This is a genomic window from Brevibacillus brevis NBRC 100599 (assembly GCF_000010165.1).
In the GTDB taxonomy this organism is placed as follows: Bacteria; Bacillota; Bacilli; order Brevibacillales; family Brevibacillaceae; genus Brevibacillus; species Brevibacillus brevis_D.
Map to the genome: position 1 here is coordinate 3,108,000 of NC_012491.1, position 22,870 is coordinate 3,130,869.

The 22,870-nt window shown below is 47.9% G+C and carries 6 protein-coding genes and 1 pseudogene; 2 read left to right on the plus strand and 5 right to left on the minus strand.

Annotation, left to right across the window (positions count from 1 at the left end):
* Positions 1–108: 108 nt before the first annotated feature.
* The 5 genes from BBR47_RS14925 to BBR47_RS14940 all read right to left on the minus strand — a co-directional run bounded on the left by BBR47_RS14925 (position 109) and on the right by BBR47_RS14940 (position 3,076).
* On the minus strand, positions 109–576 hold the full coding sequence (locus BBR47_RS14925; protein ID WP_015891241.1) for a hypothetical protein: 468 nt from the start codon (positions 574–576) through the stop codon (positions 109–111).
* A 24-nt stretch (positions 577–600) separates the two neighbouring features.
* Complete coding sequence (locus BBR47_RS14930) at positions 601–1,014, minus strand: hypothetical protein (protein ID WP_015891242.1); 414 nt, start codon at positions 1,012–1,014, stop codon at positions 601–603.
* A gap of 127 nt (positions 1,015–1,141) precedes the next feature.
* On the minus strand, positions 1,142–1,453 hold the full coding sequence (locus BBR47_RS14935) for an aspartyl-phosphate phosphatase Spo0E family protein (protein ID WP_015891243.1): 312 nt from the start codon (positions 1,451–1,453) through the stop codon (positions 1,142–1,144).
* Between the two features lie 127 nt (positions 1,454–1,580).
* A complete protein-coding gene (locus tag BBR47_RS31805) occupies positions 1,581–1,709 on the minus strand; it encodes a hypothetical protein (protein ID WP_269446210.1) in 129 nt (42 codons plus the stop codon).
* Complete coding sequence (locus BBR47_RS14940) at positions 1,709–3,076, minus strand: helix-turn-helix domain-containing protein (RefSeq protein ID WP_015891244.1); 1,368 nt, start codon at positions 3,074–3,076, stop codon at positions 1,709–1,711. Before BBR47_RS14940 ends, BBR47_RS31805 begins: the two co-directional genes overlap by 1 nt.
* A gap of 338 nt (positions 3,077–3,414) precedes the next feature.
* Here BBR47_RS14940 and BBR47_RS14945 point away from each other — a divergent pair.
* Together BBR47_RS14945 and lgrD are read left to right on the plus strand one after the other, a co-directional pair.
* Positions 3,415–7,443, plus strand: a pseudogene (locus tag BBR47_RS14945) (amino acid adenylation domain-containing protein); the annotation flags it as partial.
* 75 nt (positions 7,444–7,518) lie between these two features.
* Positions 7,519–22,776: a linear gramicidin non-ribosomal peptide synthetase LgrD gene (lgrD, locus tag BBR47_RS14950; RefSeq protein ID WP_015891246.1), complete on the plus strand. Its 15,258-nt coding sequence runs from the start codon at positions 7,519–7,521 to the stop codon at positions 22,774–22,776.
* The last annotated feature ends 94 nt before the right edge of the window (positions 22,777–22,870 follow it).

Genomic DNA, 22,870 nt, shown 5'->3' on the forward strand with positions numbered 1-22,870 from the left:
AACCCGTCCCTGTTTTGAGGAGACGTTTTTTTTATTAGTACCTATTGTCAATACAGTTCAATAAAATAGGGGATAGCGAGTGCTATCCCCTGTGTAAATTAACGATATTTACTTTTCCTGCTCGTAATCCCATTTTCCTTTGTCGTCATTGTACTTTAGTTTGAAGATCAGCACCTCTCCATCTTCTCTGTTAAACGAGAAGGAGCCTTCTTTTAACTCTTCATCCAGAAGGATAACCGGAATGGAATCCCCCTTCTTCGTGTGCTGTTGCATGATCTCGTCCTGTACTTCAATGAAAGCATCTTTCACTTTTACCGAACGTTCCTCTTCTATTTTATCCATCAAAGGCGCTCTTCTGGTGAATTCGTTATAAATCCACTCTTGTCCCTTTTCGTCAGTCAAAGTTTTCATAGCTACTAAATCGTCGGACTTTGCTTCGATCCCCAATGCGCTAAGTGTTTTCATTTGATTTCCTTGTTCGAACTGCTCCACGTCTTCACTTGCGTATAGGCTGCTACCTGCGAAAATAGCGCCAGCTAAAACAACACCCGAAATTACTAGGTTGCGTTTTTTCATAACCTCAAATACCTCCTAAATGCTTTAGTTTTGGTATACCTTCTCGGACGTTCTCGTAACCTTGTCACCTGCCTTGTTGTAGGCGTAATGGGACGATGTGATTTTGGCATCCATCAAATATTTAGCAGATGCATCGTAATCGATAGATGCGTACCTTGTACCATTTTCGTAGTCCGCTTTCTCCATCTTTCCATTCACGTAGAAATAGGAATAGACGCGTACCTTCGCGAGTTCGCTTCCTTCTCCTTCCGTGTAAGCCCACATATAAGCAGATTTTCCGGTTATATCATGGATATTGGATGCATACATGTCTATTCCGAAGTCGTCACCGCTACCTAATGGAGCGGCATTGCTCTCCGCAGCTATTGCTATTGACGTAGATAGAGCGAGGACACCTAATACAGTTGAAAGAACAGCAGTTCTAAGAATCCGTTTCATACTAACCTCCAGATTATATCGCCAGATTATTGTAATTCTACCAAAATAAGTTAAAATGCAAAATAGGCAAAATATACCTATTTTATATGTTGATCGTATAGAGATTTGTAGTTTCTTCTGTAACACCTTAGTTTCTATTTTTTAGCATCATTTTTGATTGAATTAGCAGAATGTACTGATCTAATTTCTGGCTTAATTCTACGACTTCATCGTCCAACAAATCATTCTTCTCTAAATATAGTTGCTCCAGTTGTTCACGCAATTGTTCCACAATGTTTTTCAAGTGCTCTATATCGTGATAAGTTCCTCCTTCCCGATCTAAGGATTGCGTGATACATTTATTTATAGGAGCTCTAGCTGCTCCTCCTGTGGGCGTTCCGTTTACCTGGCAATGGGATGGAACGCCCTTTTCGTGTGCAATAGCTCCTATGGTATTCACCTCCTGTTTTTACATTTTTGTACATTAATTTATGTACATTTATTACTATAAACTAACATTCAGCAAAACGACCTTTGAAAAATTTTGAATGATAAAAAAAACACCCGAAAGGGTGTTTTACTACTACTTAACCTCCTGCACCGTGGGTATACGTAGTTACAATGTGATGACTACTAAGCACCTCCTGATGTTCTGGTACAACGATTCCGTGAGAAAGTCCGAACAAAACAGTAAGTAGAAGTATCATACTCCGCATTATTTATTTCTCCCTTCCAAAATGTTTTGGAATTCATCTATCTGCTGGTCAGAAGCACTATGTCTATATTTCCAGAACATAGCGACACAGCTTTGGAACTTTTCCTGCTCCATCATCTTACTCGCTAACGCAAGGCAGCGTAGTGTTTCTGTAATACCTTCTGCAACTCGCCCCTTATCGAGCTGATATATCGCCAAATGATACCGAAAATGAAGATGGCGGGTAAGACTAAAAGGGTCTTTATAATCTTGAAAGCAAGCAATTTCCTTAGAAAAACGCTCCACAATGTCATCTACAGATAGTCCGAATCGATTGGCTGTCTCCATAATGGTAAACATACCCGCTAAAATTTCAGGTGGGTTATTAGCAAGATGATTAACATACTCAGAAAGTAACTCTGTACGCCCCATTAATAAATTCAGAGTGTAATTATTCGCTTTCGCCCATCCACGAAACTTTTCAATTTCCATTTCAGCTAGATCATCACGGAATTCAAACCAGCCCAGCTCAGCATACGCTTGTACATAAGAAATGGCTTCTTCATACCGCTCTTGTAATTGTAAAGCGAGTCCCTTTAGTAAGAAGCCCTGTCCATAATACACGACAAGATGGCACTCTGTTTCAAGTATTCCCCTCACTCCATCAATTTCCCATCTTTGTATTTCTTCATTATAGATCACGGTTGCTAACTCTTTTAGTTCATCTGCATATCGCTCTACCTCCTTCCAGTTATGGAGCGTAAAGCACACATTTGCTAATTGTAGTAACGCATCTAATTGATAATTTTCAGGCAACCTGTTTCGATAAGGGTGAAAACAGATGACAGCCTTCCACTTTTTCTCTGAATCAGCTCCCCCTTGCACTGCACGGAAAAGCCTATACTGAGACATTACAAAACGATCACAATGGCTGTCTTTTTCCGATTCAATAACAAGTTGATAAAACGGGATTGACTCCTGTCGCTTCCCATTTGTAAAAAGCTTCTCAGCCACGGAAAACAGGATGGACAGGTTTTTCTGATTATCCAAAAGTATAGGGACAATTAACTCGATACAATCCTGCCTGCCTATTTCTGCACATCGAACCAGATAGGGAACAACTCGTGAACGAGACACTTTTCCCTCGACGATACATTCCGTTACATACAGATCATAAAGCCATCCAGGGGCTTGATTAAAAGCTACAGCAAGTGCATCCAGATGACCAATCGTCATAGCCCGAGAAGGAGTTCGATTAAAAATATCGCTCAGTACTCCCTGATTAATACCTGTTATCTCGCCAAGTTTAGTCAGTGTGTAACCACGCTCTTTTAGGTGATGCTCAACTTCTGAACGTAACGATCGTTGAACTGTCTTGCCTTGCCCCATATTAAACCTACTCCTCCTTAGCAAAAAAAAAAAGAAACATCAAACTCCCTATATTTTACAAAAAGAGTTACCGAATGTAAATATTTGGTAACTAGGACTATCGTCCTGCATGATTTGTTCATTTCGAGTACACCCTGTATCAACAATGGTTGGAAGTCCAAAAAACGATGTACCAGATTTTCACCAAGGAAGAACGGCAAAATAGCAAAATACATTGAAAAATTTGTGAAGGCGGAGTAAGGATTACAGAAAGGCAATGAGTTCCTTCATTAAATATGCAATAAATGCCTCGATTGATATGACCGAGGCATATTTATGATAATTTTAGTATTCATGATTGGTTGTTTGAATGGCTACAAGGTGAGGCGTTAGAGCAACAGCTCGCATACTGGAAAGCAAAACTGAGTGGTAGTGAGCCGCTATTGGCCCTACCGACAGATCGTCCGCGTCCACCGGTTCAGACCTATAATGGAGCCTTATACACAACGAACTTCCCAACGGAGCTTGTGGAAAAATTACACGCGCTCAGCAAACAAGAAGGCGCCACGCTCTTTATGACCTTGCTCGCTGCCTTCCAAATCCTGCTTCATCGTTACAGCGGTCAAGACGACATTATCGTCGGAAGTCCGGTTGCTGGACGCAATAGACAAGAAACGGAGTCATTAATTGGCTTCTTCATCAACACGCTGGCGATGAGAACCGATATGTCTGGCGCTCCAACCTTCCGTGAATTACTTGCAAGAGTGCGCGAGTCTGCACTGGAAGCGTATACCCATCAAGACCTGCCCTTTGAAAAGTTAATAGATGAGCTGGAGTTGGAACGTAGCCTAAGCTATTCGCCACTCTACCAAGTCATGTTCGCTCTGCAAAACTTCGAAATGCAGACGCATGAACTGGAGGGCATTCAGATTGCACCGTTTGAAAGCCAAAACCAAGAAGTGATGTCCAAATACGACATCAGCTTGACTATGGCAGAAACGCCAAACGGCATGATCGCTACGTTTGATTACAATACAGATTTGTTCGACCAAACAACAATGGAGCGAATGGTGAATCATTTCCATCATGTACTAGAGGGAATCGTCGCCCAACCTGATCGATCGATCATGGCGCTACCATTGCTGCGTCCGGATGAACGTGAACAGCTGATACTTGGGTGGAACAACACAGCTGCAACTTACACGTATGAAAAGACAGTACATGAGCTAGTCGCCGAAATGACAAGGAAAATGCCGAATCAGCTGGCAGTCGTTTCCAAGGAAGGCTCGCTCACCTATGCAGAGCTGAATTCGAAAGCGAATCAACTGGCGAACTACTTACAACAACAGGGGATTACGTCAGAGACTCTCGTTGGTATTTGTGTCGAACGTTCCGTCGAGATGCTGATCGGTCAATTAGGGATTCTCAAAGCAGGCGGTGCGTTTGTTCCGATGGATCCATCTTATCCAAAGGAACGCCTTGCCTTCATGATGGATGACACGAACATGCCGATCGTCTTGACCCAAGAACGCTTGCTGGAAGCATTGCCAACAGGTGATGCAACGTTTATTTGTCTCGATATCGATTGGGATTTGATTGCCAGTGAGAGCATGGAATCACCCGAAATCACGACGACAACGAACAATCTCGCTTATGTCATTTACACCTCTGGTTCTACCGGAACACCAAAAGGAGTGGAAATCGAGCAACGCGCTCTATTAAATCTCATCTATTGGCACCAGAACGCTTACAACGTCACGCCAGAAGATAGAGCATCACAAATCGCTGGAACAGCCTTCGATGCCGCTGTCTGGGAAATCTGGCCTTATCTGACGGCTGGAGCCACACTGTATTTGCCACAAGAAGAGATTCGTCTGGTACCGGAAAAACTGCGCGATTGGCTCGTCGACTCAAGAATCACAATCAGCTTCCTGCCAACGCCATTAGCAGAGAGCTTGCTATCTATTGAATGGCCGTCCGATGCAGATTTGCGCTACATGCTAACAGGCGGTGACAAACTGCATCACTATCCATCGGCACAACTGCCATTTACATTGGTAAATCAGTATGGGCCAACGGAAAATGCCGTCGTAGCTACAGCAGGCATCGTTCCTGTACAAGCTGGTCAGATCGCAGCCCCAACAATCGGACGTCCAATCGACAATGTGCAAGTATACGTTCTTGATGCAAATCTGCAACCTGTACCGATCGGTGTTGCAGGCGAACTGTACATTGCTGGGAACAGCTTGGCTCGCGGGTATCTAAAACGTCCTGATCTGACCCAAGAACGCTTTGTCGAAAATCCGTTCGCGCACATTCGAGGGGCAAAAATGTACCGCACAGGAGATCTTGTCCGGTACCTGCCGGACGGCAACATCGAGTTTATCGGTCGTGCCGACGATCAGGTGAGTATCCGTGGTTTCCGTGTCGAGTTGGGCGAGATTGAAACCGCCCTGTACACGCACCCTTCTGTCAAAGAAACGATCGTCCTTGCCCGTGAAGACATGCCAGGTGTGAAACGACTGGCCGCGTATGTCGTGCTAGAAGAAGGGGTAGAGGACCAAGCGGGCAACTACGACAGCTACCTGAAAGAAATATTGCCGGAGTACATGGTGCCGTCCGCATTCGTAATCATGGATGCTCTGCCACTCACTCCAAATGGCAAAGTAGACCGTCGTGCATTACCTATACCGGAGTACAGAGTGAGTAATGGAGAATTCGTTGCTCCGGAGACGTTTGTTGAGCGAGTATTGGCTGAAATATGGAAAAAGGTTCTGGGAGTAGAGCAAGTCGGAATTCACGATAACTTCTTCGAACTCGGTGGTGATTCGATTCTGAGCATTCAGATCGTAGCCCGCGCAGCCCAATCTGGAATTCGCTTGTCACCGAAGCTTTTGTTCGAAAATCAGTCGATTGCCGAGTTGACACAAGCGCTCGGGGAGTCGGTTAACATTTTCGCCGAACAAGGCATTGTCACTGGGGAAGTGCCACTCCTGCCGATTCAACGCTGGTTCTTCGAGCAAAAATTGGCAAATCGCAACCACTGGAACCAATCTGTACTTCTAACTGTCAAACCGATCGATCCAGAAATTTTGAGACAAGCTTTCTATCACTTGCTCGGACATCATGATGCCCTCCGCCTCCGTTTCTACCATCAGGATGGAAAATGGAAGCAAATCAACGAGGAATGGACAGATATCATTCCATTTACCGTAGAGGAATTGGGCCATTTGCCGCAGGAAGAGCAAGTCAAGCGAATCGGGGAAATCTCTGAGGAAGCTCAGGCAAGCCTGCATCTCTCGGAAGGGCCGTTGCTACGTGCCGTCTACTTCGATTTGGGCAGTGAACAGGAAGGCCGCTTGCTTATCGTCATTCACCACTTGGCAGTCGATGGTGTGTCTTGGCGCATCATCACGGAAGACTTGAATAAGGCCAGCACCCAACTGCTACAAGGCAAACAGGTGCAACTACCGCCAAAAACCAGCTCCTACAAGTACTGGGCTGAAAAATTGACGGAGTACGCACAATCAGACAGTCTGCGAGAGGAAGCCGATTATTGGTTAAGTAGCCTCGATACAGAAGTAAACGCTCTGCCAAAAGATTATGAGAACGGAAAGAACCGAGAGCTTACTGCCAAGATGGTTTCTGTTGCCCTTACGCAGGAAGAAACCAAGGTGCTACTACAGGAATTGCCTTCGATCTACCAAACGCAGATCAATGACGTCTTGCTCACTGCATTGGCAGAAGCGATCTTCGTTTGGACCGGAAATCAAACCTCCCTCGTCCATTTGGAAGGGCACGGACGTGAAGAGCTCTTCGATGATGTCGATCTTTCCCGTACCTTGGGGTGGTTCACGAGCATGTATACCATTCTCTTGGATACAAGGGAAACTACCTCGCTCAAAGAAGCGCTACAAACGACCAAAGAACAGCTGCGTAGCATTCCGAACAAGGGGATCGGCTATGGCGTTCTCCGTTACCTGAACGAGGAAATGACGGAAACATTCAAGTCTTTGCCAAAAGCGGAGATTAGCTTCAACTATCTCGGTCAGCTTGATCAGTCAGTTGATGATACAGAATCCCTGTTTGGCTTTGCAAACGAAGCGAGAGGCGACAACTTCAACCGCAACTCAGAACGTCAGCACCTACTGGATTTCGGTAGCTCTGTCGTCGGGGGACAATTGATTGTAACGATCGCCTTCAGTGAAGAGATTTATCGCAAAGAAACTGTCAAAGATTTAGCGGAATACTATGTAAATGCGCTACGACAATTGATCGAACTAGGTCAGACGGAAACGACCGCAACATCAACAACAAGTGATCTGTCCGAATTCGGTTGGGATGATGAAGAGATTGCCGACCTACTTGATCTCATCCAAGACAAGTAATGAATCAAAAACTGCATAGAGGCGTCAACCACGGCGCCTCTATGGCAAATTTTTTATGGGAGTGGGCAGGAGAAGATGAATAACATTGAAACGTATTATCCCGTTACTCCTTTGCAGCAAGGTCTCATTTTCCACAGCTTGTTGGAACCAGAGTCCGGAGCCTATATCGTACAGATGGGGTTGAAGCTGCAAGGTCCCTTGAACATTCCGTTATTCGAACAGGCATGGCAATGCCTCGTGGACAGACACGCTATTTTTCGCACCAGATTTATTGGCGGTAAAGTAAAAGAATACGTCCAGGTTGTCTTAAAAGAGCTGAAGGTTTCCCTGGTGGAACATGACATTATTCATCTTTCCTCCTCCGAACAAGAATCGTTTCTTCATACCTTTACCAAAGATGATCGCAAACGTGGTTTTAATATCGAAGAAGCGCCGTTGATGAGATTAAATCTATTCCATTTAAGTAGTAATACCTTTCATTTTTCGTGGACATTGCACCACGTGCTGATAGACGGATGGAGTATGCCGCTAGTCTTCGGGGAAGTGTTTGCGGCGTACAACCTGCTATGCAAAGGGCAGCCTGTACAACTTCCTCCGGTTAAATCTTACCGTGACTACATCGTCTGGCTGAAAAAGCAGGACTTGAAGCAAGCGGAGGCGTTTTGGCGCACGTATCTACAAGGCTTTACGGAAACTACGCCACTTTCATTCGGTCGAGCGTATAAAAATCCGTACCTTGATCAGAAAAATTATCGGGAGCTAGATCTGACTGTTTCCGAGGAAATTTCCAAATCATTACAGACATTGGCTCGTCAACATCGCCTGACGGTCAACACGATTGTGCAAGGCGCATGGGCACTCCTGTTGAATCGCTACAGTGGGCAGGACGACATTATTTTCGGTGCCACTGTATCCGGACGTCCTGCTGATTTGCCCGGGGTCGAGACGATGATTGGTCTGTTTATTAATACACTCCCTGTCCGCGTACAGGTAAAAGCGGAGGAGAGCGTAATCAATTGGCTCAAATCGCTGCAACAACAGCAAGCCGACTTCCGCCAGTACGAATATACCCCACTCGTGGAAATCCAAGGCTGGAGCGACTTGCCGCGTGGACAATCTCTGTTTGAGAGCATTCTCGTCTTTGAAAACACTCCTGTCGGTAATGCTAGCGGCGGCGGTGGAGAGAGTGAGCTTGCGATCGTGGATGTACATTCCGAGGAGCAAACCAATTATCCATTTACCTTGGTTGCGGCGTCAGGCAAAACAATCGACATCAAAGTCAAATTTGATGAAAGTCAGTTTGAGCAATCGTCAATTGAGCGAGTTCTGGATCAGCTTCATTCACTTCTGATCTCTATCGCCAAAAACGCCAAGCAACGAATTGCTGACCTTTCGATGATCAGCGAAAACGAACGTGAACAGGTTCTCGTTCAGTGGAACCAGACGGCGGAGGAATATCCGAGCGGACTGTGCGTCCATCAGGCGTTTGAACAACAAGTGGAGAACTCACCAGATGCGATTGCCGTTACCTATAAAAATGTAGACCTCACCTACAAGGAACTAAATGAGCGAGCAAACCAACTGGCCCATCAGCTCGTGAGTAAAGGGGTAAAACCGGATACACTCGTCGGCATATGCGTGCATCGTTCCCCTGAGATGATCATCGGTATACTCGGCGTCTTAAAAGCGGGAGCTGCCTACGTACCGATTGACCCGGCTTATCCGCAAGAACGCATCGCCTATATGATCGAGGATTCGCAAACAAATGTGCTGCTGACCCAGCAGTCGCTCATGGACATCTTGCCAGCGACACAGGCGACTGTCATTTGTATAGACAGCAATCCTTTAACAAAAGAACCTATCGCCAACGTTGCTTGCAAGGTCACAGAACATAATCTTGCTTACGTTATCTATACGTCTGGTTCAACAGGACAGCCAAAAGGGGTAATGGTAGAGCACCATAGTGTGATAAACATGGCTCACTCCTTGATCCATTCGTTTGATATTCAGCCAACGAGTCGTGTGCTGCAATTTACCTCGTTTAGCTTCGACGTATCGGTGTCCGAGATTGTAATGGCCTTACTTGCTGGTGCGACGCTAGTTATCGAGGATCGAGAGTCCCTTTTGCCAGGCCCTGAACTGATCCAAGTATTGCAAGAACAACGCATTACCACCGTATCCATGGTTTCTTCGGTACTGGCAGCACTGCCTGAAGCTGACCTGCCTGATCTACGAACCTTGATTGTAGGCGGAGAAGCTCCGAGCCGGGAACTCGTGGCACGCTATGCAGTGAATCGCCAATTCTTCAACTGCTACGGTCCAACGGAAGCAACCGTCTGCTCCACAATGATGCGTTGCCATGCTGGCATGAGCAATCCGCCTATCGGACGGCCCATTGCCAACGCGACGATGTACGTTTTGGATGCAAATAGGCAGCCCGTACCTATCGGCGTACCAGGTGAACTGTATATCGGAGGAAAAGGCTTGGCTCGCGGCTACTGGAATCGTCCAGAACAAACAGAGGAGCGTTTTATCACTCATCCGTTCGGAAAAGAAGGGGAGCTACTCTATCGGACGGGCGACCTGGTTCGCTATCTGGAAGACGGCAACCTCGAATTCCTTGGACGTATGGATGATCAAGTCAAAATTCGCGGTTTCCGCATTGAATTGGGTGAAATCGAAAATTCGCTCAGACAGCATCCTGCCGTCCATGAAGCTGTGGTCATCGTCCGTGAAGAAAAAGCGGGAGGCAAACGCTTGGCCGCTTATCTGGTAGCAACGGGCGACATGCCAACTGCGGAGGAACTCGTTCTTTTCCTGAAAGAATCCTTGCCTGAATACATGATACCAGCAGGCTTTGTATGGCTAGAGACGATTCCGCTCACGGTTAATGGAAAAGTAGACCGACGAGCACTACCAGCACCAGATTGGGGACAACTTTCCACGCAGCGTAATTACGTTGCCCCCCGTACTCCTACAGAAGAGTTGGTAGCCAACATCTGGTCGCAGGTTCTCTCGGTAGAACGAATCGGCAGCTACGACGATTTCTTTGAGCTTGGAGGCCATTCTCTTTTAGCAACGCAAACCATCTCCCGCTTAAAAGAAGCGTTCAGCGTAGATTTACCGCTCCGTGCTTTATTTGAATATTCGACAGTCAACCGACTCAGCGAATTGATTGTATCCATGAACGAGGACAAATCTGGACTCGCAAGCATTCCGCTCGTACCCGTTTCACGTGATCGACATTTGCCGCTTTCGTTTGCACAGCAGCGCTTATGGTTCTTTGACCGCTTGATGCCAAACAGTTCGCTCTATAACATCCCAACTGCCGTTCGCTTGCAAGGAGAGCTAAACATAGAAGCGCTCGAGCAAAGTTTGCAAATGATTATCTGCCGTCACGAGAGCTTGCGTACAACGTTCTCCGACATCAACGGGGAAGCCGTTGCGGTCATTCATCCAGAGATGGATTGGAAACTGAGTAGAATGGATATACGAGAGCTGCCAGATGATAGACGAGACGAAGAAGGACAACGCTTGACCAAAGAAGACGCGAACAAGCCGTTTGACCTCGTCACAGGCCCGCTCATGCGTGCGACGATTATTCAAACAGGAGAGCAGGATTTCATCTTCCTTCTAAACGTGCACCATATCATCGCCGATGGTTGGTCAGCGGGTGTTTTACTGAGCGAATTATTTACCTTCTATCAGGCATTTAGCAAATCAGAAGTTCCGCAACTTACCGACCTGCCTATACAATACGCAGATTATGCGGCATGGCAGCGTGAATGGCTTACAGGAGATGTATTGGAAAAGCAACTGTCCTACTGGCGTGCAAAGCTGGGTGGAGCAGAACCGCTTCTCGCCTTGCCGACAGATCGTCCCCGTCCTGCTGTTCAGTCCTATGAAGGAAGCAGTATCACACTGATGTATGACAAAGAATTGATGACGAATCTGCTTTCTTTGAGCAAACGCGAAGGTACGACGTTGTTTATGACGTTGCTCGCCGCTTTCCAAGTATTTTTGTATCGATATACAGGACAGGACGATATCCTCGTCGGTACTCCTGTAGCAGGACGCAGTCACCAGGAGACAGAAGGGTTAATTGGATTTTTCATCAACACATTGGCGATGCGTACCGATTTGTCAGGAGATCCTAGCTTCAGAGAGATACTTAGCCGTGTGCGGGAAACAGCCCTGGGAGCCTATTCCCATCAAGATCTACCCTTTGAAAAGCTCGTAGACGAGCTGCAATTAGATCGCAGTCTCAGTTACTCGCCATTGTTCCAAGTGATGTTTGTTCTGCAAAATATTCCGGTTCAGGTAGAAGCACTTGACGGAATACGCATTTTGCCACCAAAAGGGGAGCAACAGGTAGAGACTACCAAGTTTGATCTCACCTTGACGATGGCAGAGACGACAGAGGGTTTGTCCGCAACATTCGAGTACAACACCTCTCTCTTTAATCAGCACACAGTAGAACGAATGATCGAACATTTTACCCAGCTGCTCAAAGCCGTTGCTGCCAACGCGAATCAAGCGATCACCACTCTACAGTTGATGGGAGAAACGGAGCAGCAGCAGGTCGTAACGGAATGGAACAACACTGTAATTGCCTACTCCAAGGATCATTGCGTACATGAACTGGTGGAACAGATCGCTCATGAAATGCCCAACCAACCGGCTGTTCTCACACACGACCAATCCATTACCTATGCGGAATTGAATGCCAAAGCGAATCAACTGGCGCATTTTCTGCAAAAACAGGGAATCGGTCAGGAAAATTTGGTTGGAATCTGCGTGGAGCGCTCCATCGAGATGCTGATTGGTCAACTGGCTATCATGAAAGCTGGTGGTGCTTACGTACCAATGGACCCAGCGTATCCTAAGGACCGTCTCGCCTTCATGATGCAGGATGCAGGTATGTCGATTGTACTAACACAAGCCAGACTCGCAGAAAAGCTCCCGGCGGGTACGAGTCAATTGATTTGCCTGGACGCAGACTGGGAGTCGATCGCCGAAGAAAGTACGACGACTCCAATGAGCTTGACTACGACGAACCAGCTTGCTTACGTCATCTACACATCTGGTTCGACGGGTACGCCAAAAGGGGTTGAGATTGAGCACGCCGCGCTTCTCAATTTAATTTCTTGGCATCAACGTGTATATCATGTCACGTCCGCAGATCGAGCCTCGCAGATCTCTGGTACGGCATTTGATGCATCTGTATGGGAAATTTGGCCTTATTTAACAAAAGGATCCACACTTTATTTACCAGACGAGGATATCCGCCTCATACCAGAAAAACTACGTGATTGGCTCATCCATTCTGAGATCACGATCAGCTTTTTGCCGACGCCTTTAACAGAGAGCTTGCTGGCTCTGAATTGGCCAAGCCATACCAAGCTTCGTTACATGCTGACTGGAGGAGACAAGCTCCATCACTATCCAAGTGCGAATCTGCCGTTTACCCTGGTGAACCAATACGGTCCAACCGAAAACGCAGTCGTTGCAACAGCAGGTATCGTTCCGGTAGGGGCAGGACAAAGCTTTGCACCATCCATCGGTCGTCCGATTGACAACGTGCAGGTCTATATTCTCGATGCGCGTATGCAGCCTGTACCTGTAGGAGTCACTGGTGAGCTATACATTGGTGGAAGTTCCTTAGCGCGCGGCTACCTGAACCGTCCCGAACTGACACAAGAGCGCTTTGTCGCTCATCCTTTTAGTGAGATAGAAGGGGCACGTCTCTACCGTACAGGGGATTTGGTGCGCTACCTTGAGGACAGCAACATTGAGTTCCTTGGTCGTGCAGATGATCAGACAAGCATTCGGGGATTCCGCGTCGAGCTAGGCGAAGTAGAAACAGCCATTCTCGCTCACCCTGCGGTAAAAGAAGCAGTGGTTACTGTCTGCACGGATCATCAAGGAACGAAGCGCCTTGCCTCTTACCTGGTTTTGGAAGAGGGCACGGAGATTGCCACAAGCGACATCCGCAAAGCGCTAAAGGAAGTACTGCCTGATTACATGGTTCCTGCGTTTTTCATCCCGTTAGCATATCTGCCGCTCACACCAAACGGAAAGGTAGATCGTAAAAATTTACCTGCACCTGATTTCAATCGTCCTGAGTTGGAAGGGAAATTCGTCTCACCAACAACGGAAAAGGAGCAACACCTTGCCGCGATATGGAAAGAAGTTCTCGGTATTGACCAAATTGGCATACACGATAATTTCTTTGAGCTTGGCGGTGATTCGATTCTCAGTATCCAGATTGTGTCACGTGCCAATCAATCAGGTCTAAGGCTCACTCCGAAGCAATTATTCGAGTACCAAACCATCGCCGAATTAGCAGAAGTCGTAGAGGAAAAAGAAGCGATCCTTGCTGAACAAGGTCCGATTATCGGCGAATTGCCGCTCTTGCCGATTCAGAAGTGGTTCTTCCAGCTTCCGTTGAAGAACAGACATCACTGGAATCAATCCGTGCTGCTCTCCATTCAGGCAGGCATTGATCAGGGGGCACTGAAACAGGCGGTAGGACACTTACTCGATCAACACGATGCTTTACGCATGCGCTATACACAGACAGAGCTCGGCTGGAAGCAAGAGATGGATGCGCCAAGAAACACGATTCCATTCCGGATCGAAAATCTGTCCCACCTTACACCAGATGAGCAATTCAAGGCCATCGAAAAGATTGCAGATGAGACGCAGGCAAGTCTGAATTTGTTTGAAGGGCATGTGGTTCAGTCCGTTTATTTCGATTTGGGTCAAAACAAACCCAATCGTCTTTTGATCGTCGCCCATCACTTAATCATCGACGGAGTATCGTGGCGCATCATACTCGAGGACTTGCAAAGCGCCTATCAACAAATTGCCGCAGGGCAAGAGGTGAAACTACCAGCGAAAACGACATCCTACAAAGAATGGGCGGAAGAACTGGAGCGTTACGCGAATTCAGATGCTTTGGAAAACGAAAAAAGATACTGGATGACCAAATCCTCTGTCCATTCAGCACAACTACCTGTGGACGTGACAGAGGCTGGTGAAAATACAGAAGCAACGACAAAGTCCGTCAGCGCTACATTGACCAACGAAGAAACCAAAGCATTACTGCAAAACGTCCCGCAGGCATACCGCACCCAGATCAATGACGTCCTGCTAACCGCTTTGGCGAAGTCACTTACTCGATGGACGGGGAATCGATCTGTCTTCGTCAACGTAGAAGGGCATGGTCGTGAAGAATTGTCAGAGAGAATCGATCTGTCCCGTACCATCGGCTGGTTCACCAGCATGTATCCGGTGCATCTTCAATGGGACGAAACGTTCTCTGTCGGAAAAGCACTTTTGACGACCAAAGAAGAACTGCGTGCGATTCCAAACAAAGGGCTTGGTTATGGCGTTCTTCGTTACCTTCATGCGGATCAGAATACTGTCGATGAATTATCCCGCATCCAATCACAAGTGCTGTTCAACTACATGGGCAAAATCGATCAGATTGTCGATGGCGAATCCTTATTTGGCGGGGCACCTGAGTCCAGCGGTTCCAACCTGAGCCAAGACGCTGAGCGACACCACCTGATCGACGTAAATGCTGTCGTTGCAGGGGAACAACTACATGTGACTTGGCGATACAGTGAGAACATTCATCTAGAGAGCACGATTACAGCAGTCGCGAAGGACTTCATGGATGCACTTCGTGAGATTATTACCCATTGTGCGACAGAGGAAGCTGGCGGTTACTCCCCATCCGATTTTCCTCTGGCTGAATTGGATCAGAAGAGCATCGACAAACATATCGGTTCTGACCGATATATCGAGGATATCTATACACTTTCTCCGCTCCAACAGGGGATGCTGTTCCACTCCCTGTATGCAAGCGACAGCGGGGATTACGTCGTCCAATTTGCGATTGATTTCAAAAACCTGAATGTGCCGGTGTTCGAGCAAGCATGGCAAAAAGTGACGGACCGCCATTCCATTCTAAGAACTCACTTCATCTGGGAAGGTTTGAATCAAGCACACCAAATTGTCCGCAAAGAGGTTAAGGTATCTCTTCGTCAGGAAGATTGGCGCCATCTGCACTCGGATGTACACGATGAGATGTTTACCGCTTTTCTGGAGGAAGACCGTAGACGAAGCTTCGATATTACACATGTACCTTTGTCACGATGGGTTGTCTTCCGAACAGGAGAAGAAAGGTATCGTTTCGTTTGGAGCTTCCATCACGTTCTCCTTGATGGCTGGAGTGTTCCTTTGGTACTGAATGAACTGTTTGCCTATTATGCCGCGATCAGCGAAGGCCAAGAAGTTAAGCTTGGGCATCCTCAGCCGTTTTCCCAGTACATTGCTTGGTTGAAACGTCAGGATATGCAGGAAGCCAAGCGCTTCTGGGTAGACCAACTAAAAGGCTTCCACGAGCCAACCAGCTTGGGAATGAGCAAAGCAGTTGTCACCGCGGGGCCGAAGCAATACGAAGAGAAGAGCGTCCTCCTGTCAGAAGAGACAAGCGAGCACTTGCAAAAATTCGTACGCGAGCACCAGTTAACACTCAATACCGTGGTACAAGCGGCGTGGGGCTGGATTTTGGGAAGCTACAGCGGGGAAGAGGAAGTCATTTTTGGTGCGACAGGTTCAGGTCGTCCGGCAGACCTCTCCCATGTTGAGACAATCGTAGGCTCCTTCATTAATACCTTACCTGTCCGGATATCCTTGCAGCCGAACGCGACGGTGCTAGAGTGGCTGAGAGACTTGCAGCATAGACAGTTAGAGATACGCCAATATGAATACACTCCGCTGTTCGACATCCAAGGATGGAGCGAACTGCCGCGTGGATCTGCGCTGTTTGAATCGATACTCGTATTCGAGAACTATCCGGCTGTACAAGCAACAGGGCAAGAAACAGAAGAGTCCAGTTCAGCTTCGTCCAGTGTTTCTTTGGAAATACACGACGTAGCAGCTGTCGAACAAACGAATTATCCACTTACCTTGGTCGCAGCACCAGGCAAGCAAGTGGCCATCAAGCTCAAGTATGAACAAAACCGTTTTGATGACACGATGATCGACCGGGTCTTGAACCAAATCACCCAGCTCATGGTCACGATGAGCCAGTCTCCAGAGATGCATCTGGGTGACGTGACATTGATAGACGATGTCGAGCGCGAGCAGGTACTCATCGATTGGAATCGCACGGAGAAGGAGTATCCACGCGAACTTTGCATCCATCAGGCATTTGAGCAACAAGTCGCGAAAACTCCTGAAAATGTGGCCCTTGAGTATAAACAACAAGCCATGACTTATGCGGAGCTAAACCAAAGAGCCAACCAGTTGGCGCACCTGCTTCTCGCTCAAGGCGTGCAGCCTGATACGACGGTTGCGATCTGCATGGAGCGCTCCATGGAAATGATCATTGGCATTCTTGGTGTATTAAAAGCGGGAGCGGCCTATGTCCCGGTCGACCCAGCTCATCCCGAAGAAAGAATGGCCTTCATGCTGGAAGATTCACAAGCGGCTGTTGTGCTGACACAAGCTAGACTTGCCGAGCCATTCACAAAAGCGAACGCGAAAGTCATCTGCTTGGATGAAGAAGAACTGTTCTACGAGCAGATGTCCGTAGAAAACGCACAAAGCGATGTCGTAGCAACCAATCTCGCCTATGTTATCTACACATCCGGAACCACAGGGTTGCCGAAAGGGGTAGCTGTTGAGCATCGCAGTGTGATGAATATGGTGCAGGCTTACATGAACTACTTCGAAATAAACGAATCCAGCCGTGTCCTGCAATTTACGTCATTTGGTTTCGACGTTTCCATTTCCGAGATTTTACAGGCCCTGCTCTCTGGGGGAACGTTAGTCATCGAAGATCGTGAGTCGCTAGTACCAGGCCCAGACCTCGTTCGCACCCTTCGTGAACGTCGCATCACCAAGGTATCAATGGCATCTTCGGTACTCGCGTCACTACCTGTTGAAGAGTACCCGGATCTGGTCTGCCTTGAGGTCGGAGGAGACGCATGCAGCCGCGAACTGGTTGCCCACTATGCAAAAGGACGAAAATTTTATAACTGCTACGGACCGACAGAAGCAACAGTTGGTACGGTCATTGCTCGATTAACGCATGCTGACCATGCCCCAACGATTGGTCGTCCATTCCCGAACACCAAGCTGTACGTGTTAGATCGAAATCTACAGCCAGTCCCTATCGGTGTTCCGGGAGAGCTGTACATTGGTGGCGAGAGTCTTTCGCGTGGATATTGGAATCGCCCAGAGCTTACAGCAGAGCGTTTTATTCCGAATCCATTCGGTCAACCGGGAGAACGCCTCTATCGAACAGGCGACCTTGTTCGTTACCTGCCAGATGGCAACGTGGACTACATCGGTCGTGTCGATGATCAGGTGAAAATCCGTGGGTTCCGTATCGAGTTAGGCGAAATTGCAGAGGCACTAAGACAACATGCAGGAATCAAAGAAGCAGTCGTTATCGCCCGAGAAGCTCGACCTGGTGACAAACGATTGGTAGCCTATCTGACCCATGCTTTCGAGCAAGAGACGTCCATAGACGATATCAAGCTCTGGCTCAAAGAGAAGCTTCCTGAGTACATGATCCCGTCGCATTTCATGTGGCTTCCGGAAATTCGCCTTACGGTCAACGGAAAAATTGACCGCAAAGCATTACCTATGCCAGATTGGGGCCAGCTAACAGCCGTATATGTCGCGCCACGTACCCCAGTAGAAGAAATGGTCGCTAACGTCTTTGCTGAAATCCTTTCTATAGAGAAAGTGGGCGTACACGACAACTTTTTCGAGTTAGGCGGACACTCCCTGCTCGCAACGCAGACCGTTTCTCGCCTGCGGGAAATCTTTGGGGTAGAGTTGCAAATCCGTACGTTGTTTGAATACCCAACCGTCGAAGGGCTTAGTGAACAGCTAGTTATGCTCACCAAGCAAACATCCATCAAGATGGCTCCACCGATTGTGAAAGTATCTCGCAAAGAACCGCTCCCATTGTCATTTACCCAGCAGCGTTTGTGGTTCCTGGAGCAGTTCACCCAAGGAAGCTCAGTCAACAATATTCCATCCTTCCTACGGATTCAGGGAGACCTCAGCATAATCGCTTGGGAAGAAAGCTTGAAAGCTATCATACAGCGTCACGAGAGCTTGCGTACTCGCTTTGAGGTTCGTGACGGACGTCCTGTTCAAGTGATTCACCCTGAGGACGATTGGGTCATGAACCAAACCGATCTGCGCGCTTTGAATCCGGCGAAACGAGAAGCAGAAGTCAAACGCCTTGCTGAAGAGGTCACACTCGAGCCATTTGACCTGACGAAAGGTCCGTTGCTCCGTGCCAATCTGGTTCAGCTCGACGAAAAAGACTTTGTGTTCCTGTTCGTGATGCACCACATTGCAGCAGACGGTTGGTCGATGGGAATCTTGCTGAGCGAATTAATGACCAATTACAAAGCATTTAGTCAAGGAGAGGCATCGCCATTTACGGAATTGCCGATCCAATATGCAGATTTTTCCGTCTGGCAGCGTGAATGGTTAAGTGGAGAGGTGCTTGATGGACAGCTCGAGTATTGGAGAGAAAAACTCAAGGGCAGCGAGCCATTACTGCAACTGCCAACAGATCGACCGCGCCCACCTGTACAGACATACGAAGGAGAAAAGCTCTCCGTTCAGTTTGGAGCAGACCTCTTGGAAGAATTGCGTAATCTGAGTGGAAAAGAAACGACGACACTCTTCATGACATTGGTTGCAGCCTTCCAAACGCTGTTGTACCGCTATACGAATCAAGAAGATATTCTCGTCGGAACACCGATTGCGGGACGTAACAAACAGGAAACGGAGCAATTGATCGGTTATTTCATCAATACACTTGTTTTACGCACGGATATGTCGGGTCAACCAAGCTTCCGCGAATTGCTTGCACGCGTTCGTGAAACAGCTCTGGGGGCATATGCAAACCAAGACGTTCCGTTTGAAAAATTGTTAGATGAGCTGCAGCTGGAGCGTAGCATGAGCTACTCGCCACTCTTCCAGGTGATGTTTATTCTGCAAAACATCCCGATGCAGGTCGATCCTGTTGATGATATTCAGATAAGCAGCTTTGATGTGGGTGCGGAGGCCGTCACCTCGAAGTTCGATTTGACGGTGACCATGGTGGAGACATCAGCCGGTCTCATCGCCACCTTGGAGTACAACAAGGCGCTGTTTGATCACAGTACGATCGTTCGAATGGTTGATCATTTCCACAAGCTTCTGGAAGAAATCATTGCCAACCCGGATCAATCAATCACCTTGCTACCGCTCATGCGTGAGGAAGAGGAACAGCGACTCATTACCGAATGGAATCGTACGGAAGCGCCATACCCGAAAGAAAAATGCGTTTATGAAATGATTGAAGACATGGTGGCGAAAGCCCCGGACAACATCGCGCTCATCGTAGGAGATCAAACGACTACCTACGGGGAATTGAACAGACAAGCGAACAAACTGGCTCATTATTTACGCAAGCAAGGAGTAGGACCCGAAGTACTCGTCGGTGTCTGCGCACAGCGGACAACCGAGATGATGATTGGACTTTTGGCCATTATGAAAGCTGGCGGGGCCTATGTGCCAATCGACCCAAGCTACCCGGCGGATCGCATTGCCTACATCATCGAACACTCACAAGTTCCGGTCTTATTAACACAAGAAAAACTGTTGCCAACTCTGCCTGAGCACAACGCCAAAGTGATCTGCCTGGACAATGATTGGGAAGCAGTTGCCGACGAAAGCGAGGAGAACCCGACCAAGCTTGGAAATTCCGACAATTTGATCTATGTCATCTACACGTCCGGTTCTACAGGCAATCCAAAAGGAGTAGCGCTCGAGCATCGCAGTGTCAGCTACTTCCTATCGTGGGCACACGACACATTCACACCAGAGGAGATGAGTGGCGTATTGTTCTCCACGTCAATCTGCTTTGACTTGTCTGTCTACGAAATGTTCGCAACACTGACCATGGGTGGCAAAGTTATCATGGCGGAAAATGCATTACAATTGCCATCCTTGCCAGCAGCCAATCAGGTGACACTGATCAATACCGTACCATCGGCAGCGACGGAGCTGGTGCGTATGAATGGGATTCCAGCGTCGGTGCGTGTCATGAACCTATGCGGTGAGCCACTTTCTAACAAGCTGGCACAGGAATTGTATGCCTTTGAAAACGTAGAAAAAGTCTTTAACCTCTACGGACCGACAGAGGACACCGTTTACTCTACACACTCCATCGTGAAAAAAGGAGCCGTCAGCGAACCACTGATCGGACGACCGCAGTTCAATACGCAAGTTTTTGTATTAGATAGTCATCGCAAACCAGTTCCGGTAGGAGTGCCGGGAGAATTGTACCTCGGTGGTTCAGGCTTAGCACGAGGCTATCTCCACCGCCCCGATCTGACCATGGAGCGCTTTGTGCAGAATCCGTTCCGTGGGCCAGGGGAGAGAATGTACCGGACGGGTGATCTCGTACGCTATTTGCCAGATGGGAATCTTCAGTTTATGGGACGTGTTGATTACCAGGTCAAAATCCGCGGCTATCGTATCGAGTTGGGCGAAATCGAATCTGTTCTGAGACACCACCCTGAAGTCAAGGAAGTCGTGCTAGTCGCTCGTGAAGACAGAGAAGGGGACAAACGTCTAGTGGCGTACATCGTGTTCGAAGAGAATCACACAAGTACGTCTCATGACCTGAACCACTTCCTGACTGACAAGCTTCCAGCCTATATGATCCCGCAACACTTTATGATCATGGAGAGCCTACCGAAGACGCCAAACGGTAAACTGGATCGCAAAGCGCTGCCGAAGCCGGAATACGACCGCTCGGAATCAGGCGTTGAATACCAAGCGCCGCAAACGCCAGTCGAGATTATGTTGCATACGCACTGGGCTTCCGTACTCGAAATGGACAAAATCGGAGTACACGACAACTTCTTCGAGGTTGGCGGTCACTCATTGCTCGCTACCCAGCTTATCTTCAAGGTTCGCGAAGAGCTACAGCTTGAGGTACCGCTGCGAATCCTGTTTGAGACCCCGACCATTGCGGGTATGGCCAAGACCATCGAGGAAATTCTCAAACACGGTCTTTCTGCTGTTTCCCATGACATCGACGCAAAGGATCTCAAGGATGAAGTCATACTCGATCCTGCGATTCAGGCTGAACATCCGTACGTGGGTGATCCAAGTCAGTTCCAAGCAGCATTATTGACAGGAGCCACTGGTTTCCTTGGTGCTTTCTTGTTGCGTGACCTGCTACAGATGACAGACGCTGACATTTACTGCCTCGTTCGAGCTTCTGATGAAGAGGAAGGAATGGCACGACTACGCCAAACATTAGAGCTATACGAGTTATGGAATGAGGAGCAGGCGCATCGGATCATCCCTGTCATCGGTGATTTGGCAAAGCCACGACTGAATCTGTCCGAAGATCAGTTCTCCGAGCTGGCTGAAAAAGTGGATGTGCTCTATCACAATGGTGCTCTTGTTAACTTTGTGTATCCGTACGCAGCCTTAAAGAAAGCAAACGTACTTGGGACGGAGGAAATCCTTCGCCTCGCTGTAGCCAAAAAGACCAAGCCTGTGCATTTCGTCTCAACAATTTTCACGTTTGCATCCGAAGAAACAGAAGAATCCATGGCCTTCCGCGAAGAGGACATGCCAGAGAACAGTCGCGTCCTCACTTCCGGTTATACACAGAGCAAGTGGGTAGCCGAGCATCTCGTCAATCTCGCTCGCGAACGCGGCATTCCAGCGGCGATATACCGTTGTGGACGGATGACTGGGGACAGCGAAACAGGAGCATGCCAGAAGGACGATCTGATGTGGAGAATTGCAGCCGGGATTATAGATTTGGGCAAAGCTCCTGACATGAGCGGCGATCTGGACATGATGCCAGTTGATTTTGCAAGTAAGGGAATCGTTCATCTCTCCATGACCGAGCAGAGCTTGAGCGAAAACTTCCACTTGCTCAACCCGAACTCAACCGATTACGAAGACCTGATTTCAGCGATTGAAGACAGAGGATTTGTATTGGAACGAGTCACCATGGATGAGTGGATTGAGGCGGTGCAAGAGGATACGAAAGAAAAAGGCAATGAGGCCAACTCAGCCGCTCCGCTCGGCAATCTGTTCACAGACGGCCACACAAGCAGAGGAAGTGTAGTCTATATAGGCAATAAAACGACACGTTTACTGCGTCAAAACGACATTGATTGCCCGGAAATTGACGAGGAAGTTTTCGGTAAAGTCCTTGATTACTTTATCAGAAGCGGCCAACTAAAATTACCGGAGCAAGCCTTGCAATAAAAAAATAATGCTCATCCGTCACCTCATTATCATGGTGGCGGGTGGGAAAATAACCAAAATAGTGATAAACTTTAAAATAACTACAAATATTGGA